Here is an 18,989-nt window from a genome sequence, read left to right as displayed (position 1 = left end):
AATCGCTCAGACTGAGACCCTCAGGCGATCTCGCCCTCAGGAATGTACTCAGCGAACCACATCACCGTGTCGCCGTAGCGTCGTGGGCCGATCAGCTCGACGTCCGCGGGCCAGGTGGGTTCGGGTGAGTGGGAGGACCGCTCCACAACGAGGAGCGCGTCCGCTGCGAGCCAGGGGATGGCCAGCTCCAGCACTCCATCGAGGGCCTCGGGAGGGACGTCGTAGGGCGGGTCGGCCAGCAGGAGATCGACCGTGCCCTCGGCGGGTGCGCCGGCGAGCGCACGTTCGACGGTCTCGGCCCGGACCCGGCACTGCGACAGGTCCAGGTCGGAGATGTTGCGCTGGATGACCTTGGCCGCCTTGCGGTCGGACTCGACCAGGGTGACGGACGTAGCGCCACGGCTGGCGGCCTCGAGACCCAGAGCTCCGGAGCCGGCATAGAGGTCGAGGACCGTGGCGCCACGCAGCGCCTCGAGGTGCTCCAGCCGCGAGAAGAGCGACTCGCGCACTCGGTCGCTGGTCGGACGGGTGCCGTCGCCCGGTGGTGTGGTCAGCCGCCGACCGCCGACCGTCCCGGCGATGATCCTGGTCATCAGCCGCGCTCCAGGAAGGCAGCCTGCTCGTCGTCGAGCCGGGTCTGGACCATCGCGGCGAGCGCCGGGTGCTTGGTGAGCTCGGGATCATCGGCCACGATGCCGATCGCGTCCTCGCGGGCCTGCTCGATGAGCTCGACGTCCTTGGCGTGCGTGAGCCGGAGCAGCCGCAGCTGAGAACGCTGTCCGCTCTGGCTCGAGCCGAGCACGTCACCCTCACGACGCAGCTCGAGGTCGAGTCCGGCCAGGGCGAAGCCGTCCGTCGTTGCGGCCACCGCCTCCAGCCGGCTCACCGTCGTCGGGTTGTCCGACTCCGTGACCAGCAGGCAGATCCCGCCGGCATCACCTCGTCCGACTCGTCCCCGGAGCTGGTGCAGCTGGGAGATACCGAACCGGTCGGCGTCCATCACGACCATCGTCGTCGCGTTGGGTACGTCCACTCCGACCTCGATGACGGTCGTCGAGACCAGGACGTCGATCTCACCTCGGCCGAAGACCTGCATCACGGTGTCCTTGTCGTCGGGGCTCATCCGACCGTGCAGCATCTCGATGCGCAGTCCGTCCATGGCCGGCTCAGACCTCAGTCGCTGGACCATCTGGTAGACGCCGTGCAGCTCGCGTACGACCTCGGGCTCCTCGTCGCCGTAGGTCTCCAGGTCGGGTGCGGACCCGTCGTCGGGGACCTCGAGCATCGCGTCGTCCGGGTCACCGATGCGCGGGCAGACGACGTAGACCTGATGACCGCCCGCGACCTCCTCGGCCACACGTCGCCAAGTGCGTTCGAGCCAGGCCGGTTTGCTGGCCGGCACCACGTGGGACGCGATCGGCTGGCGGCCGCTCGGGAGCTCGGTCAGCGCCGACGTGTCCATATCGCCGAAGACCGTCATGGCGACCGTGCGTGGAATCGGCGTGGCCGTCATGACGAGCACGTGTGGTGGCCGAACAGCCTTGCCGCGCAACGCATCTCGTTGTTCGACACCAAATCGGTGCTGCTCGTCCACGACGACCAGACCGAGGTCAGCGAACATGACGTGCTCCTGGATGAGGGCATGGGTGCCGATGACGATCCCAACCGGTCCACTGACGATGTCGAGGAGGACACGCTCACGCTGGGACTTGGGCATGCTGCCGGTCAGCAACGCGATCTGTGTCCCGTGCTCGGCGCCACCGAGCATGCCGCCCTCACCGAGATCGCCGAGCATCGCGCGGATCGATCGCTCGTGCTGCTGAGCCAGGACCTCCGTCGGCGCCAGGAGAGCAGCCTGCGCACCGGCGTCGATCGCCGCCAGCATCGCCCGGAGAGCCACGATCGTCTTGCCCGATCCGACCTCGCCCTGGAGGAGCCGGTGCATGGGCCGGTCCCGTGCCATGTCCGCAGCGATCTCCGCTCCGACCTCACGCTGTCCCGCGGTCAGCTCGAAAGGCAGCCGCTCGTCGAACGCGGCGAGCAGCCCACCGGGCCGCACGGCGCGCGGGACCGCCTCCTCCGCGTCATAACGTGCGCGACGCTGAGCCAGGGCCGTCTGCACGACCAGAGCCTCGTCATAGCGCAGCCGTCGTTTGCCGCGGCCGACATCGGCCTGGGTCTGTGGGAGGTGGAGCAGGCGGTAGGCATCGAGCTGGTCGGACAGGCCCCGGCCCGTACGGATCTTGCCCGGCACCGGGTCCTCGGGCACGTCGAGCTGGTCGAGCACCAGCCGCAACGACTGGGTCATCTGCATGTCCGTCACGCCGGCGACGTTGAGGTAGACCGGCACCAGACCGCCGGCATAGACCGAGTCCTGCTCCTGGTCGTCGTCCAGCAGCGTGTAGTCCGGGTGCGACAGCTGCCAACCGCCGCGATAGGTGTCGAGCTTGCCGCGGAACAGCGCGCGGACGCCCGGCAGCAGGCGTTGCTCGTGGCCGTAGGCACGGAAGAAGACGAGACGCGCAGCGGTGCCGTCGGCGTCCTCGATGACGGCCTCCAGCATCTTGCCGCGCCGGTTGCGCATCGACCGGGTCTGCACGGACACGACCGTGGCGACGAGGACTGCCGTCTCACCGACGGTGAACTCCGACAGCCGACCCGAGGTGTTGGCGTCGATGTAGCGGCGAGGCAGGAAGTCGAGCAGGTCGCCGACCGTGCGCAGGTCGCGCGCCTTCTCGAGCTTTTTGGCCGCGGCGCCCAGTATGCCGGTCAGCCGGCTCTGGCGCGTCAGTGCCGCCATCGGCGCTTCCCTCTCACTCGACTCCCACCGCCAGCGCCCAACCACGGGCATCGCTGTCGAGCGCCATGACCTCGGCCTCGGGGTGCTCGGCGCTCACGGCAGCCATGATGTCGGCGGCCGAGTCGGACGAGCGAGGCGCCCCACGCACGACGGTGACCAGCTCGCCTCCGGCCTTCAGCCGCGTGCCGATCTCCGCGACCACCGCGTCGATGTCGAGCGGCTCGCCGACCGGCACGGTGCGCACATCGGCGATCGCGTCCTGCGCGGTGGCCGCAGCACGGTCACGGTCGTCAGCGGGGTCGAGCACTGCCAGCCCTGCCAGGACGTGCACGGGGTGGTCTCCGATGACCGTCATGTCGCGGCCGGCGATCCGCGCCGCCTCCTGAGCCAGGCCCGCGGCATCAGTGGAGTCGGCGAGTGCGAGGACACGCTCGGCGCGGATCCCACGGAGCAGCTCGACGATGGTTCCGGGCTGCGCGCGCACCGTGGCGATGTCCGCAACGATCACGTCCGACCGTCCGACGTGTGCCACCAGCCCTGCCAGGCCATCGCCGACGACCAGGACGCCGTAGCCGTCAGTCGGCGCGGGCGGGAGCTGCTCACCGAACCGCGTCACTGCAAAGCGGTGCGGCCGTCCCGCCGCGGCGCCGGCGTTGAGAGCAGCCGACACGTCATCGACGTGCACGTGCACCGACCACAGGTCGGGACCGCCCGCGACGACCAGGGAGTCGCCGAGCGGGTCCAGCTCCTGCTTGAGCTGCTCGACGCGCGGCGCGTCACTGGCGTCGAGCAAGAACATCACCTCGTACGCCGGACCGCCGCCGGTCGCCGCGCAGTCACCCTCGGCGCGCGCGGCCGACGTCTCGACCGGGACCCGAGTCAGCCACTCGGGCACCTCGCCCCGTGGGCGTACGGGGCCTGATGGCGGCGCCTCGACGACTCGTTCCAGCGCCTCGAGCACCAAGAGGTAGCCCCCACCCCCGGCGTCCACGACGCCGGCGAGGCGCAGCACCTCGAGCTCGTCCTCGGTCGCAAGAAGTGCCGTCCGTGCTGCCACGAGGGCGCTCCGGCACACGTCCGTCAGCTCCGGACTCGGTGCCTGCCGCGCACCGGCCGCGGCGGCCGCCGCCACGCTCAGGACCGTGCCCTCCACCGGACGGGTGACGCCGGCCCAGGCCAGCTCACTGGCCCGTGCCAGAGCACGGGCGAGACCAGGTCCGTCGAGCTGACCGTTGTCGGTGTCCTGGACGACTTCCGCCACGCCCCGGACCAGCTGACTGAGGATGACCCCTGAGTTGCCCCGTGCGGAGGACAGCGTTGCGCGGGACAGCGCCGCCACCGACTCGGGCACCTCCTGCGGGTGCAGCGCGGTCACCTCTCGGATGGCCTCATCGAGCGTGACGAGCATGTTGGTGCCCGTGTCGGCATCGGGCACGGGAAAGACGTTGAGGCGGTTGATGGCCTCGGCGTGGACGGCCAGGTCCGCACGCGCTGCGACCACCCAACGGCGCAGCGCCGGCAGGTCCAGGACCGTCAGGGCCATCTCCACCTCCTAGGAGTCCCCGCTCGAACTCCTCCTCCGACCAGGCTCGCAGGAAGGCTAGTCTGCAGCCGGGACAACAGGCCGCCTGCGACGCGGTCCACGCGTCCACGCCTGCTCGTTTTGGCCGTTGCCGGGACCCTCGGCTACTCTTGACCGGTTCCCCCGTGCTGTACGAGGCCGATCACGTGTGCGGCGATACGTCCGGTGGGAGCACCAAAGACTCAACCTGCACGACATCCTTAGACCCATCACGTTCGACTTCAGGAGAAACCCGTGGCTGCCAACTGCGACGTCTGCGGCAAGGGACCGAGCTTCGGTCACAACATCTCGCACTCGCACCGCCGCACGAAGCGCCGCTGGAACCCCAACATCCAGCGTGTTCGTGCGCTCGTCGGCCCGTCGGGCACGACCCCCAAGCGTCTCAACGTCTGCACCTCCTGCCTCAAGGCGGGCAAGGTCAAGCGCTGACCCTTTCGCCCACCCGGCGAGACATGAAGGCCGATCCTCCGTCTGGAGGGTCGGCCTTGTTGTTGGCTCAGAGGTGTCCCCAGACCTCGGTGAAGGAGCGACGATGAGCCGCAGCGCGGCGTACACCCATGGCCATGACGAGAGCGTGCTGCGCTCGCACCGCTGGCGTACGGCGGAGAACTCGTGTGGCTATCTCCTCCCCCACCTGCGGCCCGGCCTCGACCTGCTCGACATCGGCTCCGGACCGGCCACGATCACGGCCGACCTGGCCAGGTTGGTTGCTCCGGGCCGAGTGCACGCGGTCGAGATGAACGACGTCGCCGCGTCGATCACGCGCACGGAGCTCGAGCGACAGGGCATCGACGCGACCGTCCACGTCTCCGACGCACACCGCCTCGACCTCCGTGACGGCCTTGCCGACGTCACACACGCTCACCAGGTGCTGCAGCACGTCGGTGACCCTGTGCAGGTGCTGCGTGAGATGGCTCGCGTGACCAAACCGGGTGGGCTCGTCGCGGCGCGTGACAGCGACTACGCCGCCTTCACCTGGTGGCCGCTGGTGCCCGCGCTCGATGAGTGGCTGATGCTCTACCGCGCTGCCGCTCGGACCAACGGTGGTGAGCCGGATGCCGGGCGCCGCCTGCTCTCCTGGGCGCACGCCGCCGGGCTGAACGACGTCGAGGTCACGTCGTCGACCTGGTGCTTCTCGACCCCGGAGGACCGCGCATGGTGGGGCGGCATGTGGGCCGACCGCATCCTGACGTCGGACCTCGCCGGCCAGGTCGTCCGCGACGGGCTGGGTGATCGCGCACTGCTGCAACGGATCTCGGACGGCTGGCGCGAGTGGGCGGCCCATCCCGACGGGTGGTTCAGCATCCTGCACGGGGAGCTCCTGGCCAGAGTCTGACCGCACGCAGCGAGCCCACGACCGTGCGGGGTCGTGGACTCGCTGTGCAATGGCCGTGCTCAGTGCACGGTGATCGTGTTCGTCACCGACTTCTGGGCGCCGGCCGCGAAGCCGTTCGCCCAGATCCGGTTGACCTTGCTGCGCTCCGTGGAGTTGGGGTAGGCGTTCGTGCACGACGTACCCGGCCCGCCTCCGGACATCAGCTCACTGCACGGACCGCTGTAGTGGTCGGGCAGGCCGAGCGCGTGGCCGGTCTCGTGGGCGGTGACCCGGACCTTGGCGTACTGACCCATCTGCGTGTAGTCCAGGAAGATGTAGCCACCACCGTGCCCGTTGCCCGAGTAGTACGACCCTGCCGAGTCGTTGCCCTCGTAGTAGCGCAGGGTTGCGCGCGAGCTGTCCTCGACCAGCCGCACGTTGGTGACGCTGCCGTTCCAGTTGGCTGCGCCCTGGCGGATCTGGCTCCTGTACGTCGGTGCGTTCGAGGTCGAGTAGTAGACCGTCGTGGTCGCTGCCACCGGCTTCCCTGCGGGAGCCTTCAAAGCACGGTCGAGCTGGGCCTGCAGACGGGCGTTCTGGGCGCTGTCTCCGGATCCTGGGGCGTACGCCGACGCCGCGGCTGGGCGCGAGGACTGGCCGCCCTCGTTCGTTGCGTTCGTGCCGTGTGCGGACGCGAAACCGGGCGCCAGGGCCAAGGCCCCGGTCAGGACTGCTGCTGACGTGAACTTCTTCATCGGTGTCATCCTCCTGAAGGGTCGTCCACCGGCCTGTGCGGACCGAGCGGTGGCGACAACGTAGGAGCACCTGGTTGACCAGCGGTACAGGTCGATGACGAACCAGGCCCGTACCGGCATCGAATCTTGATGATCCGCAGACGTTCCGCGGAGGAACGGGCCGGTCGGCCCACGAAGTGCCAGAGTCGCTCCATGACCGATCTCGATTTCAGCGGCCTGCGAGCGATGTTCGTCAACTGCACGCTGAAGAAGAGCCCCGAGCCGAGCCACACCCAAGGTCTGATCGACGCGAGTGCCGCGATCATGTCCGAGCACGGCGTCGACGTCGAGGTGCTGCGCGCCATCGACCACGACATCGCCACCGGCGTCTACCCCGACATGCGCGAGCACGGCTGGGAGTCCGATGACTGGCCCGAGATCTCCGAGCGGTTGCTGGGCTCGGACATCCTCGTGCTCGCCGGCCCGATCTGGCTGGGCGACAACTCCAGCGTCACCAAACGGATCATCGAGCGGATCTACGCGTTGAGCGGTCAGGTCAACGACAAGGGTCAGTACCTCTTCTACGGGCGAGTGGCCGGCTGTCTGATCACCGGCAACGAGGACGGCATCAAGCACTGCGCCCAGAACATCCTCTACAGCCTCCAGCACGTCGGCTACACGATCCCGCCCAACGCCGACGCTGGCTGGATCGGCGAGGCCGGGCCCGGACCGTCGTACCTCGACCCTGGCAACGGTGGGCCGGAGAACGACTTCACCAACCGCAACACCACGTTCATGACCTGGAACCTCATGCACCTGGCTCGCATGCTCAAGGAGTCGGGCGGCGTACCGGCGTACGGCAACCAGCGGTCAGCCTGGGACGCCCGGCACGCACTTCGGCTGGCACAACCCCGAATACCGTTGACACACAAGGGGATCCGTCGTAGTCGACGGATCCCCTTGTGTCAGTGAACGGTCAGTGCACGAGCACCTTGGGTGCCGCGTTCGGCGTCTTGCTGGCGCCGGCCGCGAAGCCGTTCGCCCAGATCGACTCCACTGACGACCGCTCGGTGGCGTCGGGCTGAGTGTTGGTGCAGGACGGGCCGGGTCCACCACCGGACATCAGCTCGCTGCACGGGCCCTCGTAGTGGTCGGGCAGGCCGAGCGCGTGACCGGTCTCGTGGGCGGTGACGCGCACCTGGGCGTACTGGCCCATCTGGTCGTAGTCCAAGAAGATGTAGCCCCCGCCGTGTCCGTCGCCGGAGTAGTACGACCCGTTGGGGTCGCTGCCCTCCCGGTACGTCAGTGTCGCCTGGCCGTCGTCCTCGACGAGCTTGACGTTGCTGACGGCGTTGTTCCACACCGAGGCGCCGTCGCGGACGACGCCTGCGTAGGTGGGCGCGTCGGAGACGGAGAAGTACACCGTCGTCGCGGCACGAGCCTGTCCGGCACCGTTGGTCTGGACGCCGTTGCGGGCGAGCGCCGCCTTGAGCTGTGCTCGCAGGCGGTCGTTCTGGGCGTCGTCCTTGGAGCCGGGCGTGTAGGCCGAGCTGTGGGTCGATGCGACGGTGCTGCTCGAGACGTCGGCAGTGTGGGCGCTGGATCCCGTGGAGACGCCGATCGTCAGGGCCCCGGTAAGGACGGCGACGGCGGCGCTTGCGGTCTTCCTCATGCGATTCCTCCTGGTCGAACCCGCGTACGGCTGCCGGTCTGGCGCCAGCGGGTTACTTCAACGTAGGTCGGCCCACGTTCGCGGCCTCACCAGCGGAGGTATGGAGTTGGCAAGGCCAATCCCGTTAGATCACAAGGAAGTTCACGAGCCCTTCTGGTCGTCCGGTGGCGGTACGACGCTCGCGCCGCTCGTCGAGATGTTCTCCACGCCTCCGTGGGCCGTGATCTCAGGCGTGTCGGCGTCGGCCTGAGGAGCCTCGTCGGGAACCGTTTTCTCGCCGCCTTCCGGCGCCGACCCTGCCGGGCCGTCCTTGCCGGCTTCGAGCTCGGCGTCCGGCGGGATCACCACGGGTCGGATGAGGCTCCACGCGACCAGCGCTGCGGCGACCGCAACCATGACGAGCCCGGCCCAGAGATTGATGTTGAGGCCATCGGCCTTGTCGAGCTCATGGTCATCCGCGGAGAACAGCCCGAGGAAGACCAGAACGACGCCGTAGATCCCGATGAGCATCGCGATGATGTTGCGGATGTCGAACGCGCCCGCTGTCTTCTTGGCCATGGTGAGACTCCGTCCGACTCAGTGGAAGATGACGTTGAGGGCGATGACCAGCACGAGGCCGATCCCGGCCAGCTTGACCGGCGCCTGGTACCACGGCAGGGAGCGGGACTCCTCGTCCTCGAAGTCCTCCTTGGGCGTGAGCGAGTAGACCAGGCCGCGCAGCTCGGAGGGTTCTCGAGCCTTGGTGAACATCGTCACCACGACGCTGACCAGGATGTCGACCACGAATGCCGCACCGGCCGCCGCAAAGCTGGCGCCCTGGCCGGACAGGTTCAGCGTGCCCGTGCTGAGGTCACCGAGAGAGTCCTTGCTGAGCAGGGCGACCGTGACCGCCGCCGCGGTGCCAGACACCAGACCGGCCCAACCTGCAGAGGCCGACATCCGTTTCCAGAACATTCCGAGGATGAACGTCGCGAACAGAGGCGCGTTGAAGAACCCGAACAGCGTCTGCAGGTAGTCCATCAAGTTGCTGTAGCCGGAGGCGATCGCGGCGGTGCCGATGGCGATCACCGTGGCGACCACGGTCATCACCCGGCCGACTTTGAGGTAGTAGCCGTCCTCCCGGTCCTTGACGACGTACTGCTCCCAGAGGTCGTAGGAGAAGACCGTGTTGAACGCGGAGATGTTGGCAGCCATACCGGCCATGAACGAGGCGAGCAGACCGGCGATCGCGATGCCGAGCATCCCGTTGGGCAGCAGGTCTCGGATCAGGTAGAGGATTGCGTAGTTGTACTTGACCTCACTCCCGTCCGGTCCGCCGGCCGCCTTGTACTTGGCCATCTCCGGGATGATGATCGCCGCGATCACACCAGGGATGACCACGATGAACGGGATGAACATCTTGGGGAAGGCGCCGATGATCGGTGAGCGCCGCGCGGATGAGATGGACTTCGAGGCCATGGCGCGCTGGACCTCGACGAAGTTGGTCGTCCAGTAGCCGAAGCTCAGCACGAATCCAAGGCCGAAGACGATGCCGACGACCGACAGGAACGGCGACTCGATGCCGGTGAGACCGGTGCCGGGCCACGACTGGAGGTTCTCCTCGCCACCCGGACTCGCCTTGACCTTGTCGACCAGTCCGTCCCAGCCGCCGATCTTGTGCAGCGCGATGATCGTCAGCGGCGTGAGCGCAGCCACGATCACGAAGAACTGGAGCACCTCGTTGTAGATCGCGGCGGACAGTCCACCGAGTGCGGTGTAGGAGAGCACGATGACGGCGGCGGCGATCGTGGAGACCCAGATCGGCCAGCCCAGAATGACATTCACGATCGTGGCCAGCAGGTAGAGGTTCACGCCGGCGATGAGGACCTGCGCCACCGCGAAGCTGATCGCGTTGACGAGATGGGCGCCGGTGCCGAAGCGGCGGCGCATGAACTCCGGCACGCTGCGCACGCCGGAGCCGTAGTAGAAGGGCATCATCACGACGCCGAGGAAGAGCATCGCCGGGACGGCGCCGATCCAGAAGTAGTGCATGGTCGCCATGCCGAACTGCGCACCGTTGGCGGACATACCCATGATCTCGACGGCGCCGAGGTTGGCCGCGATGAACGCCAGACCGGTCACCCATGCGGGCAACGAACGCCCGGACAAGAAGAAGTCCAGGCTGGTCGAGACCTGACGCCGGGCGACGTACCCGATGCCAAGGACGAAGACGAAGTACAACGCGACGAGGGCGTAGTCGATAGGTCCTGCGTCGAGCCGTAACGCACTGGTGTCCATGGGCATTGGCGAGACCTCCCGGTCATCGGCGACCTGACGCTGGCACGCTACTCCTGATTGACGGCCTATGGACGAACACCGACCGCGTGCCGTTCAGTCCTTGAAGTGGTCCCACCCGCCGCCGGTTGCGGGCCGCCCGTCGACCGTCACACCGGCACCGGCCCGAACGGCACCGATCGCCCGCCACCCTTGCGGCAGCTGCAAGCTCGGGAAGCAGGCGAGCAACGAGTGCTCCTCGCCGCCGGTCAGCACGCAGGCACGCGCGTCCTCGGCGCCGACGATCGGGGCGAGCAGCTCGATGTCGTCGCGGAGCAGTGCGGAGTCGACGGCGAGCTGGACCTCACTGGCCGCTGCGATCCGCCCGGCGTCGCGGACCAGACCGTCAGAGATGTCGAGCATCGCTGTCGCCCCTGCGGACGCGGCCAGTGGTCCCTGCTCGTACGACGGCCGCGGCCTCCGGTGATAGCTCACCTGGTCGGGACCCCGGTCCGCCGAATCACGTTGCAGCAGAAGGAGACCCGCGGCGGACCAACCGAGCGTCCCGTGCACCGCGAGCACATCTCCGGGCCGAGCGCCGGACCGAAGAACCGGGTCGGAGTCGACGTCACCGAGCGCGGTGATCGAGATCATCAAGGTGCCCTCGGGGGCAGAGGACAGGTCTCCCCCGACGACGGCGATGCCCGCCTCGCGAGAGGCGGCGGCGAGGCCGGCCGTCATCTCGCGTACCCAGGCGACCGGCGTGGCCGGATCCGCCGCGAGCGTGACGAGCAGGGCGGTCGTACGCCCTCCCATGGCCGCGATGTCGGCGGCGTTCTGTGCGACGAGCTTGCGGCCGACGTCGTCGGCGGTGGACCACTCGTCGAGCCAGTCCCGACCGCGGACCATCGCGTCGGTGGTGGCGAGCACGGCCCCTCGTCGGACCTCGACCAGAGCGGTGTCGTCGCCAGGACCCAGCAGCACGGCAGGCCCGCTGGGGAGTCCGGGCAGGATCTGTCGGAGCAGCTCGTCCTCGTCGAGATCGGACAGAAGCGGTCTGGAGGGGTCAGCGGAGTCCGACGTCCGGTGGCTGGTCACCTGTCTCCTCTTCGGCAGCGCGGTCGAGCACCTGCACGGTAGCGTCTCGCAGGTGGGACCCTGAGGTCCCCATCCGGCAATGCGCCGGAGCGGTTCGAGCTCGGAGGCAAGAGTGGTTCAGGCCTACATCCTCATCCAGACCGATGTCGGCAAGGCACAGTCCGTCGCCTCCGACGTCGCCGCGATCGAGGGCGTGGCGCTGTCAGAGGACGTCACCGGGCCCTACGACGTGATCGCCCGCATCGAGGCCAAGACGGTCGATGACCTCGGCAAGCTCGTGATCGCCAAGATCCAGGACGTCCCGGGCATCACCCGCACCCTCACGTGCACCATCGTCCACGTCTGATCGCGCTGGCCGGGCTGCTCGCCGGCGCCGGCACCCTGAGCGCGTGCAGCTCCTCGGTCGACGTGAGCGTGGCCGACAAGGCGTCGAGCCCCTGGTGCGCCAAGGCCGCTGCTCAATGGCCCACGACGGTCTCCGGTGAGAAGTCCCGTGAGGTCTCGGTGAAGTCGCCCACGGTCCATGCCTGGGGTGACCCGGCGATCATCGCCCGCTGCGGCGTCACGTCTCCCGGAGCGACCAGTCGACAATGCTTCGGCGTGAGCGGCGTCGACTGGGTCGGCACCACGCTCTCGGACGGCATGTCGTTCGTCACCTACGGACGCGAACCGGCGATCGAGGTGCTGGTGCCCAAGGACTACTCCCCCGAGCCGCTCGTGCTCGGAGCGTTCACGAAGGCCGCCTCAGCGATCCCGCAAGGCCCCCACCGCTGCTCCGCCTGATCAGTCTCAGCGCAGACCGGTCTGCCGACTCAGTGCGAGCTCGATCAGCTCGGTGATCAGCTCGGGATAGGACAGGCCGGACGCGGCCCACACCTGAGGGAACATCGAGGTCGGCGTGAACCCGGGCAGCGTGTTGATCTCGTTGAGCACCAACCGTCCTCCCGACTCGTAGAACCAGTCGACCCTGGCCAGACCCTCGCAGCCGGCCGCCTCGAACGCCTTCACCGACAGCGTCTTGACCTCTTCGGCGATGGCGACCGGCAAGTTGGTCGGGCAGCTCAAGCGGACGTTGGCCTCGTCGATGTACTTGGCCTCGAAGTCGTAGAACTCGTGACCACCGGTGACCTCGATCTCGCCGATCTCACTGACACGCGGGCGATCTGAGCCACGGCCCTCCAGCACGCCACACTCGATCTCGCGCCCCTTGATGGCCGCCTCGATGATCACCTTGGGGTCGTGCTCACGCGCCGACTCGACGGCTGCCTCGAGATCGTCGCGCCCCTCGACCTTGACGATGCCCTGGCTCGAACCCGCTCGGGCCGGCTTGACGAAGACCGGCCAGCCCAGCGAGGCCACCGGGTCAAGGGCCGCGGCCTTGTCACGGCGCCACTCCTTGTCGGTGATGACGATGTAGCGCCCGATCGGCAGGCCCGCTGCGGCGAAGACAACCTTCATCAGGTGCTTGTCCATCATCACCGCCGACGCAGCCACGCCGGAGCCGACGTAACGGATATCAGCCAGCTCCAGAAGCCCCTGCAGGGTGCCGTCCTCGCCGAACGGTCCGTGCAGCAGCGGCAGCACCACATCGACGGTGCCGAGCTCACGCGGCGGCTGCCCGGGCTCCAGCACCAGAACGCCCTTGCCACCCGGGTCGGTGGGTACGACGACCGACGTGGCGCCGTCGACCTCGGGCTGCTGCGAGGCGGTCAGCATCAGCGGTTCCGGGTCGTCGGCCATCAAGAGCCAGCGACCGTCACGAGCGATGCCGATCGGGAGGACGTCGAACCGGTCGCGGTCTATGGCCTGCATCACTCCTGCCGCCGTCGCACACGACACCATGTGCTCAGAGGATCGGCCGCCGAAGACGATCGCGACGCGGGGTTTGCGGGGTGCTGGAGAAGTGCTCATCGCCGTCGAGACTAATGCCCAGACTCCGGTCCACGGCGCAGCGCGGGGAAGCATGCGTGCGACTCTGTCGCCATGGCCGAGCCTGACCCGAACCTCACGACCGCAACTCTGCTCGTCACTGGCGGGAGACCGGACCGCACCCCGGGAGCGCCGGTCAGCCCGCCCCTTGAGCTGAGCTCGACGTACGTCGCAGACGGTCCCGTTGGCTACGCCCGCAACGGCAACCCCACCTGGACCGCCTTCGAGGACACCCTGGGCTCGTTGGAGGACGGTCGAGCGCTCGCGTTCGCCTCAGGAATGGGCGCCATCGCGGCGTGCCTGTCGCTCGTCCCGCACGCCGGTGTCGTAGTCGCACCGCACCACGCCTACAACGGAACCGGTGGCCTCCTCGCCGCACTCGAGCGCCAGGGCCGCCTGTCCGTCCGTCGCGTCGACATCAGTGACACCGACGAGGTCCTCGCCGCGCTGCCCGGGGCGGCGATGCTCTGGGCCGAGTCACCGACCAACCCGATGCTCGAGATCGCTGATCTGCCAACCCTTTTCGAGCGAGCCAGATCGCACAGCGTCTTCTCGGTCTGCGACAACACATTCGCGACGCCCCTTCGCCAACGGCCGTTGGACCTCGGCGCGGACGTCGTCGTGCACTCTGCGACGAAGTATCTGTCGGGTCACTCCGACCTCCTGCTCGGAGCAACCGTCACGCGCGATGACGCGGCCCACGAGCAGCTGCACGAGCACCGGACCCTCGGCGGGGCGATCCCCGGACCGATGGAGACCTGGCTCGCCCTCCGTGGCATGCGCACGCTGCACCTTCGCCTCGAGCGCGCCTGCGACAACGCGTCGGAGCTGGCCAAGCGACTGGGCAAGCACCCGGCCGTCACCCGCCTGCGCTACCCCGGGGCGGGTGCCGTCATCGGCATCGAGGTCGCTGGAGGTCAAGCGGCAGCCGAGCGCGTCGAACAACGGGTCTCGGTGTGGACGCCTGCGACCAGCCTCGGCGGAGTGGAGTCGCTGCTGGAGCGGCGACGTCGCCACCCTCTGGAGCCGACGACCGTGCCGGTGGAGCTGATCCGGCTCAGCGTCGGGGTCGAGGACATCGAGGACCTCTGGCGCGACCTGGACCAGGCCCTGCGCTGACCTGCGTCAGCTGCGCTCGTGCTTGAGCGCCCGGGTCATCAGCAGCGAGACAAGGTCCTTGGGGTCGCGGCCCTCGTGGACCACGGCCTCGACGGCCTCGACGATGGGCACATCGGCCCCGACCGAGCGGGCCAGCGCCAGGATGGACTCGCAGGACTTGACGCCCTCGGCTGTCTGCTTGGTGTCGGCGACAACCTCGGCCAAGGTCATCCCTTGGCCGAGCTTGAACCCGAAGGAGTTGTTGCGCGACAACGGCGACGCGCAGGTGGCGACCATGTCGCCCACACCGGCCAGACCGAGGAAGGTCTGCGGGTCGGCCCCGAGCCGTACGCCGAAGCGGGCGGTCTCGGCGAGGCCACGCGTGAGCAGGCTGGCCATGCTGTTGTCGCCCATCCCCATGCCCTTGGCCATCCCGACGGCCAGCGCGATGACGTTCTTGACCGCGCCGCCGATCTCGGTGCCGATCACGTCGCCGTTGGTGTAGGGCCGGAAGTACGGCGTCGCGGACGCCTCGGCGACCTTGGCCCGTGCGTTCTTGCCGACCGAGGCGACAACCGCGGCGGCGGGCTGCTTGGCCGCGATCTCGGGCGCAAGGTTGGGACCGGACACCACCACGATGCGTTGCGGGTCAACCGATCCCGCTTCTTCGATGACCTGACTCATCCGCTTGGTGGTGCCTAGCTCGATGCCCTTCATCAGCGAGACGACGACGGCTTCACCCTCGATCGCGTCACCCCAGACCACGAGGTTGTCGCGCAGTGTCTGTGAGGGCACCGCGAGCACCACGATCTCGGCACCTGCCCCGGCCTCGTGGGGATCATCGGTCGCCCGGACTCGTTGCGGCAGTACGAGTTCCGGTAGGTAGGCCGAGTTGATGTGCTCCTCGTTGATCGCCCGTGCGACCTCGGCTCGCCGACTCCACATCGTCACCGAGCACCCGGCGTCAGCCAGGATCGCGGCGTACGCCGTGCCCCAGCTCCCGCTGCCATAGACCGTCACGCTCGTCATCGTCACGCCCTCTTCTTGCCGCGGGTCTTCTTGCTACGGGCGGGAGTGTCCGTGCGTGGGTCGAACCGGTGTGCCGGTGCCTGCTCGCCGCGAATCTCCTCCAGCAGCACCGTGATCGCGTCCATGAGCCGATCGGTGGCCTGGTTGAGGACAGCTGCGGTGATCGGTTCGCCCTGGAGGTCGTCCAGCGAGACCGGCGGCCCCACGCGTACGGCAACAGGCTTGCGCGGCAACACCTTCGGGACGAACTTGCCGACGTAAGGCGGGAGGATCTTCTCCGTGCCCCAGATCGCGAGCGGCACCAACGGGCAGCCGGTCTCGAGCGCGATGCGTGCCGCGCCGGACTTGCCGGTCATCGGCCAGTAGCCGGCCTCCCGCGTGATCGTGCCCTCGGGATAGACGCAGACACACGCGCCGCCGCGGATGGCGTCCGTCGCGGCCGACAGCGCCTCGGAGGCCTGATGGGTGCCGCGGAAGACGGGGATCTGGCCGGTGCCCGACATGATCTGCTTCACGCCCGGCGGCTTGAACAGCGAGCTCTTGGCGAGGAAGTGCGGCGCTCGTCCGTGATCGACGAGGTAGTGCGCCAGCGGGAAGTGGTCGAAGTTGGAGATGTGGTTGGCCGCGACCACGAACCCGCCCGTCTGAGGGATGTGCTCCGCCCCACCCCAGTCACGCAGCGTCACCTGCTGCAGCAACGGACGGACACTGGCGATGATGCCGCGATAAAGAGGAGTGATGTCCTCACGCATGGCCGGGCGTTGCACGGGTCTCCTCTCGCGGCTGTGGGGTTCGGGTCATACTGCCTCCCCCATCATCGGCTGTCGACCCGTGTGTTGCTGCACGACATGCGGAGCGCTCTGCGACGATGGACCGGTGAGCACACCTGTCACGTCGACCTGGCACATCATCGTCCCGATCAAGAGCCGGTTCCGAGCCAAGTCCCGTCTGCAGCCCCCATCGGGCATCGCCCGACCCGATCTGGCCTTCGCGCTCGCCATGGACACCCTGTCGGTCGTGCTCGAGGTGATCCGCGCCGACCGCGTCATCGTGGTGACCGAGGACGACAAGATCACGGCCGAGATGGCCGAGCGTGACATCACGGTGGTTCCTGATCCGGGCCGTGGCCTCAACGGCGCAGTCCGCGTCGGGCTCGATGAGGCCCTGCGGCGCGAACCCACGCTCCCGACCGCCGTACTCCTCGGCGATCTCCCGACGCTCAAGGCCGATGAGCTGTACGCCGGTCTGCGGGCCTGCGCGGCCACCGAGAGTGCGCTCGTCCCCGACCACGACGGCTCCGGCACCGTCCTGCTGACCCACCACGACCCGGCAGCGCTCGCGCCCCGGTTCGGTCGTGGCTCCGCCGCACGCCATGCGCGTCGGTGCACGGTCCTCGAGCTCGACCTGCCCACCCTGCGCCACGACGTGGACGACATCGAGTCGCTCGAGGCGGCAGTCGAGATGGGCATCGGTCCTTGGTCCAGCGGAGTCCTCGGCTCCCCGACGCCGCAGTCGGCCTGACATGCAGGCGACAGTGCACACGTTCGACGCTGACGAGGGCTCGGGTTCGGTGCTGATGGACAACGGACGCGCCCTGGACTTCACGCGGGCGGCCTTCCAGGCCAGCGGCCTTCGGCACCTGAGACTCGGTCAGCGGGTCAGTGTCGAGGTCGGCGCGCAGGGCGTGACCCGGCTGTGGATAACCGGGGTCGGCCCCGGTCAGCGGATCCGCTGACCGACTCGAACTGCTGACGACGAAACGGGCCACCACCATGCGGTGATGACCCGTCCCGAGCAGATGGCTCAGCGCTTGGCGGCGCGCTTCGCGGGTGCCTTCTTGGCCGGAGCCTTCTTGACGGCGGCCTTCTTGGCGGGCGCCTTCTTGGCGACCGTCTTCTTGGCAGCGACCTTGGTGGCCGGAGCCTTCTTGACGGCGGCCTTCTTGGCCGGAGCCTTCTTCGCGGGAGCCTTCTTGGCGACGGCCTTGGTCGCCGCAGCCTTCGCGGGAGCCTTCTTGGCCACGGTCTTGGTCGCCGCAGCCTTCGCGGGCGCCTTCTTCGCGGGAGCCTTCTTGGCGACGGCCTTGGTCGCCGCAGCCTTCGCGGGAGCCTTCTTCGCCGTGGCCTTCTTGGCCGTCGTCTTCTTCGCAGCAGCCTTGGCGACCTTCTTCGCGGTCGCCTTCACCGGCGCCGCCAAGGCAGTGGACGCGCGGCCACCGGCGTTGCCGGTCTTCGGGAGCGCGCGGGGGTCGGCGACGACCGACTTGAACGCCGTACCCGGCTTGAACTTGGGAATGGCGGTCTTGCGGATGCGAACCGACTGACCGGTACGCGGGTTTCGGCCGGTGCGCGCGGCACGGCCGATCTTCTCGAAGGTCCCGAAGCCGGTGATGCCGACCTTGTTGCCCTTCGCCACCTCTCGGATGATGACGTCCAGGACGGCCTCAAGTGCGTCACTAGCAGCCTTCTTGCTGCCCAGACGGCCCTCAAGGTTCGCGATGAGCTCTGCCTTGTTCACGGTGATGCCCCTTCAGGGATCGCTGCCGGCGTCCGCCGGACTGCTGCTTGCGGCCGAGCGGGAACGCCCGACTTGGGACGACGTTATGCCCCCGACACCGGCTCGTCCACCATTTGGCATCTCGAATCCGTTGTGTCGTAACGGCTTTGGGCCCTGCCCGAGCCAGGCGCGACAGGATTTGCGCCGGCTGAGACCAACACCCGCGAGGGGCGAAGTCAGCAGTCGTCACAGAGGAGCCAGAAACGACAGAAGCCCGAATATCGTTGATTACCAACGATATTCGGGCCAGCGCACCAGCGCCACATGCGCGCCACCGGACGACTTCCAGCGTGCCTCGACCGCTCCCGGGAGGGGTCGATCTGCGTCAAACGGGTTCGTGAACCGACGGTTTCCATGTCGGACGGCGAGATTCGAATTCTTTGATGAGCTCGTCGTGTCGCAAGGTAAGGCTGATGTCGTCGAGACCTTCGAGCAGCCGCCAGCGGGTGTACTCGTCCACCTCGAAGGGGATGACCAACTCGCCGGCCACGATCGTGCGCTCCTGGAGGTCGACCGTGATCTCCAGACCCGGGTGGTTCTCCAGCAGCTTCCAGAGGAGCTCGACGTCGTCCTGGCGAACCTGCGCCGTCAGCAGCCCAGCCTTGCCCGAGTTGCCTCGGAAGATGTCGGCGAAGCGCGACGAAATGACCACGCGGAAGCCGTAGTCCATCAACGCCCAGACAGCGTGCTCACGCGAGGAGCCCGTGCCGAAGTCGGGACCTGCGACGAGCACCGAGCCCCTGGCGTACACCGGGTTATTGAGGACGAAGGACTCATCGCCTCTCCAGGCGGAGAACAGCCCGTCCTCGAATCCCGTGCGAGTGACGCGCTTGAGGTAGACGGCAGGGATGATCTGGTCGGTGTCGACATTGCCTCGCCGCAGCGGGACGCCGACGCCGGTGTGAGTCGTGAACTGGTCCATG

At 68.2% G+C, this 18,989-nt stretch carries 20 protein-coding genes and 1 pseudogene; 8 read left to right on the top strand and 13 right to left on the bottom strand.

Going from position 1 to position 18,989, the window contains the following annotated elements; translation table 11 throughout:
* Nucleotides 1-20: 20 nt before the first annotated feature.
* Genes rsmD through VV02_RS11525 form a run of 3 tightly spaced genes read right to left on the bottom strand, consistent with a single transcriptional unit; the run spans nucleotide 21 to nucleotide 4,343 of the window.
* Nucleotides 21-593 (bottom strand): 16S rRNA (guanine(966)-N(2))-methyltransferase RsmD, encoded by a 573-nt coding sequence (gene rsmD / locus VV02_RS11535; RefSeq protein ID WP_052591685.1) that lies wholly within the window; start codon nucleotides 591-593, stop codon nucleotides 21-23.
* Nucleotides 593-2,800, bottom strand: a complete 2,208-nt coding sequence (locus tag VV02_RS11530; RefSeq protein ID WP_052591684.1) for an ATP-dependent DNA helicase RecG — start codon at nucleotides 2,798-2,800, stop codon at nucleotides 593-595. Before VV02_RS11530 ends, rsmD begins: the two co-directional genes overlap by 1 nt.
* A 13-nt stretch (nucleotides 2,801-2,813) precedes the next feature.
* The gene (locus tag VV02_RS11525) at nucleotides 2,814-4,343 is read right to left on the bottom strand and encodes a DAK2 domain-containing protein (protein WP_157063376.1); all 1,530 of its coding nucleotides are present in this window, start codon (nucleotides 4,341-4,343) and stop codon (nucleotides 2,814-2,816) included.
* A 273-nt stretch (nucleotides 4,344-4,616) separates the two neighbouring features.
* Between VV02_RS11525 and rpmB the strand changes: the two genes are divergently transcribed.
* Together rpmB and VV02_RS11515 are read left to right on the top strand one after the other, a co-directional pair.
* The gene (gene rpmB, locus VV02_RS11520; protein WP_052591682.1) at nucleotides 4,617-4,811 is read left to right on the top strand and encodes a 50S ribosomal protein L28; all 195 of its coding nucleotides are present in this window, start codon (nucleotides 4,617-4,619) and stop codon (nucleotides 4,809-4,811) included.
* Nucleotides 4,812-4,914: 103 nt separating this feature from the next.
* Entirely contained in the window at nucleotides 4,915-5,718 is an 804-nt protein-coding gene (locus VV02_RS11515) for a class I SAM-dependent methyltransferase (protein WP_052591681.1), read from the top strand.
* A gap of 59 nt (nucleotides 5,719-5,777) precedes the next feature.
* Here VV02_RS11515 and VV02_RS11510 read toward each other — a convergent pair whose 3' ends face one another.
* A complete protein-coding gene (locus VV02_RS11510) occupies nucleotides 5,778-6,452 on the bottom strand; it encodes a snapalysin family zinc-dependent metalloprotease (protein ID WP_052591680.1) in 675 nt (224 codons plus the stop codon).
* 192 nt (nucleotides 6,453-6,644) lie between these two features.
* Between VV02_RS11510 and VV02_RS11505 the strand changes: the two are divergent.
* Nucleotides 6,645-7,356: pseudogene (locus tag VV02_RS11505) on the top strand (flavodoxin family protein).
* Nucleotides 7,357-7,407: 51 nt separating this feature from the next.
* Here the strand turns inward: VV02_RS11505 and VV02_RS11500 are convergent.
* The 4 genes from VV02_RS11500 to VV02_RS11485 all read right to left on the bottom strand — a co-directional run bounded on the left by VV02_RS11500 (nucleotide 7,408) and on the right by VV02_RS11485 (nucleotide 11,454).
* Nucleotides 7,408-8,103, bottom strand: coding sequence for a snapalysin family zinc-dependent metalloprotease (locus VV02_RS11500; protein ID WP_052591679.1), 696 nt, complete (start codon nucleotides 8,101-8,103; stop codon nucleotides 7,408-7,410).
* Between the two features lie 141 nt (nucleotides 8,104-8,244).
* Nucleotides 8,245-8,661, bottom strand: coding sequence for a hypothetical protein (locus VV02_RS26910; RefSeq protein WP_218917399.1), 417 nt, complete (start codon nucleotides 8,659-8,661; stop codon nucleotides 8,245-8,247).
* An 18-nt stretch (nucleotides 8,662-8,679) separates the two neighbouring features.
* Nucleotides 8,680-10,380 carry a sodium:solute symporter family protein gene (locus tag VV02_RS11490; RefSeq protein ID WP_052591678.1) on the bottom strand — a complete coding sequence of 567 codons (1,701 nt, stop codon included), beginning with the start codon at nucleotides 10,378-10,380 and terminating at the stop codon, nucleotides 8,680-8,682.
* A gap of 93 nt (nucleotides 10,381-10,473) precedes the next feature.
* The gene (locus tag VV02_RS11485) at nucleotides 10,474-11,454 is read right to left on the bottom strand and encodes a thiamine-phosphate kinase (protein ID WP_083450091.1); all 981 of its coding nucleotides are present in this window, start codon (nucleotides 11,452-11,454) and stop codon (nucleotides 10,474-10,476) included.
* Nucleotides 11,455-11,566: 112 nt separating this feature from the next.
* Here VV02_RS11485 and VV02_RS11480 point away from each other — a divergent pair, with 112 nt between their 5' ends.
* Together VV02_RS11480 and VV02_RS11475 are read left to right on the top strand one after the other, a co-directional pair.
* The gene (locus tag VV02_RS11480) at nucleotides 11,567-11,800 is read left to right on the top strand and encodes an Lrp/AsnC family transcriptional regulator (RefSeq protein WP_052591677.1); all 234 of its coding nucleotides are present in this window, start codon (nucleotides 11,567-11,569) and stop codon (nucleotides 11,798-11,800) included.
* A complete protein-coding gene (locus tag VV02_RS11475; RefSeq protein WP_052591676.1) occupies nucleotides 11,779-12,237 on the top strand; it encodes a DUF3515 family protein in 459 nt (152 codons plus the stop codon). Before VV02_RS11480 ends, VV02_RS11475 begins: the two co-directional genes overlap by 22 nt.
* A gap of 6 nt (nucleotides 12,238-12,243) precedes the next feature.
* Here the strand turns inward: VV02_RS11475 and VV02_RS11470 are convergent, their stop codons facing one another.
* Entirely contained in the window at nucleotides 12,244-13,365 is a 1,122-nt protein-coding gene (locus tag VV02_RS11470; protein ID WP_052591675.1) for a D-alanine--D-alanine ligase family protein, read from the bottom strand.
* Nucleotides 13,366-13,437: 72 nt separating this feature from the next.
* On the opposite strand from VV02_RS11470, the gene VV02_RS11465 reads away from it, so the two are divergent.
* Nucleotides 13,438-14,502 (top strand): trans-sulfuration enzyme family protein, encoded by a 1,065-nt coding sequence (locus VV02_RS11465; RefSeq protein ID WP_052591674.1) that lies wholly within the window; start codon nucleotides 13,438-13,440, stop codon nucleotides 14,500-14,502.
* 6 nt (nucleotides 14,503-14,508) lie between these two features.
* Here VV02_RS11465 and VV02_RS11460 read toward each other — a convergent pair whose 3' ends face one another.
* Both VV02_RS11460 and VV02_RS11455 read right to left on the bottom strand, forming a co-directional pair.
* Nucleotides 14,509-15,510: an NAD(P)H-dependent glycerol-3-phosphate dehydrogenase gene (locus VV02_RS11460; protein ID WP_052591673.1), complete on the bottom strand. Its 1,002-nt coding sequence runs from the start codon at nucleotides 15,508-15,510 to the stop codon at nucleotides 14,509-14,511.
* Between the two features lie 2 nt (nucleotides 15,511-15,512).
* Nucleotides 15,513-16,277: a lysophospholipid acyltransferase family protein gene (locus VV02_RS11455; RefSeq protein WP_245633057.1), complete on the bottom strand. Its 765-nt coding sequence runs from the start codon at nucleotides 16,275-16,277 to the stop codon at nucleotides 15,513-15,515.
* 109 nt (nucleotides 16,278-16,386) lie between these two features.
* On the opposite strand from VV02_RS11455, the gene cofC reads away from it, so the two are divergent.
* Nucleotides 16,387-17,031, top strand: a complete 645-nt coding sequence (gene cofC / locus VV02_RS11450) for a 2-phospho-L-lactate guanylyltransferase (RefSeq protein ID WP_052591671.1) — start codon at nucleotides 16,387-16,389, stop codon at nucleotides 17,029-17,031.
* A 1-nt stretch (nucleotide 17,032) separates the two neighbouring features.
* Nucleotides 17,033-17,245 (top strand): S1 domain-containing protein, encoded by a 213-nt coding sequence (locus VV02_RS11445; protein WP_052591670.1) that lies wholly within the window; start codon nucleotides 17,033-17,035, stop codon nucleotides 17,243-17,245.
* Between the two features lie 68 nt (nucleotides 17,246-17,313).
* Here the strand turns inward: VV02_RS11445 and VV02_RS11440 are convergent, their stop codons facing one another.
* Nucleotides 17,314-18,027 carry an HU family DNA-binding protein gene (locus tag VV02_RS11440; RefSeq protein WP_052591669.1) on the bottom strand — a complete coding sequence of 238 codons (714 nt, stop codon included), beginning with the start codon at nucleotides 18,025-18,027 and terminating at the stop codon, nucleotides 17,314-17,316.
* A 364-nt stretch (nucleotides 18,028-18,391) separates the two neighbouring features.
* Entirely contained in the window at nucleotides 18,392-18,988 is a 597-nt protein-coding gene (gene leuD / locus VV02_RS11435; RefSeq protein WP_052591668.1) for a 3-isopropylmalate dehydratase small subunit, read from the bottom strand.
* Nucleotide 18,989: the final 1 nt, after the last annotated feature.

The organism is Luteipulveratus mongoliensis (genome assembly GCF_001190945.1).
In the GTDB taxonomy this organism is placed as follows: domain Bacteria; phylum Actinomycetota; class Actinomycetes; order Actinomycetales; family Dermatophilaceae; genus Luteipulveratus; species Luteipulveratus mongoliensis.
This window is presented reverse-complemented; position numbering and strand designations above follow the sequence as displayed.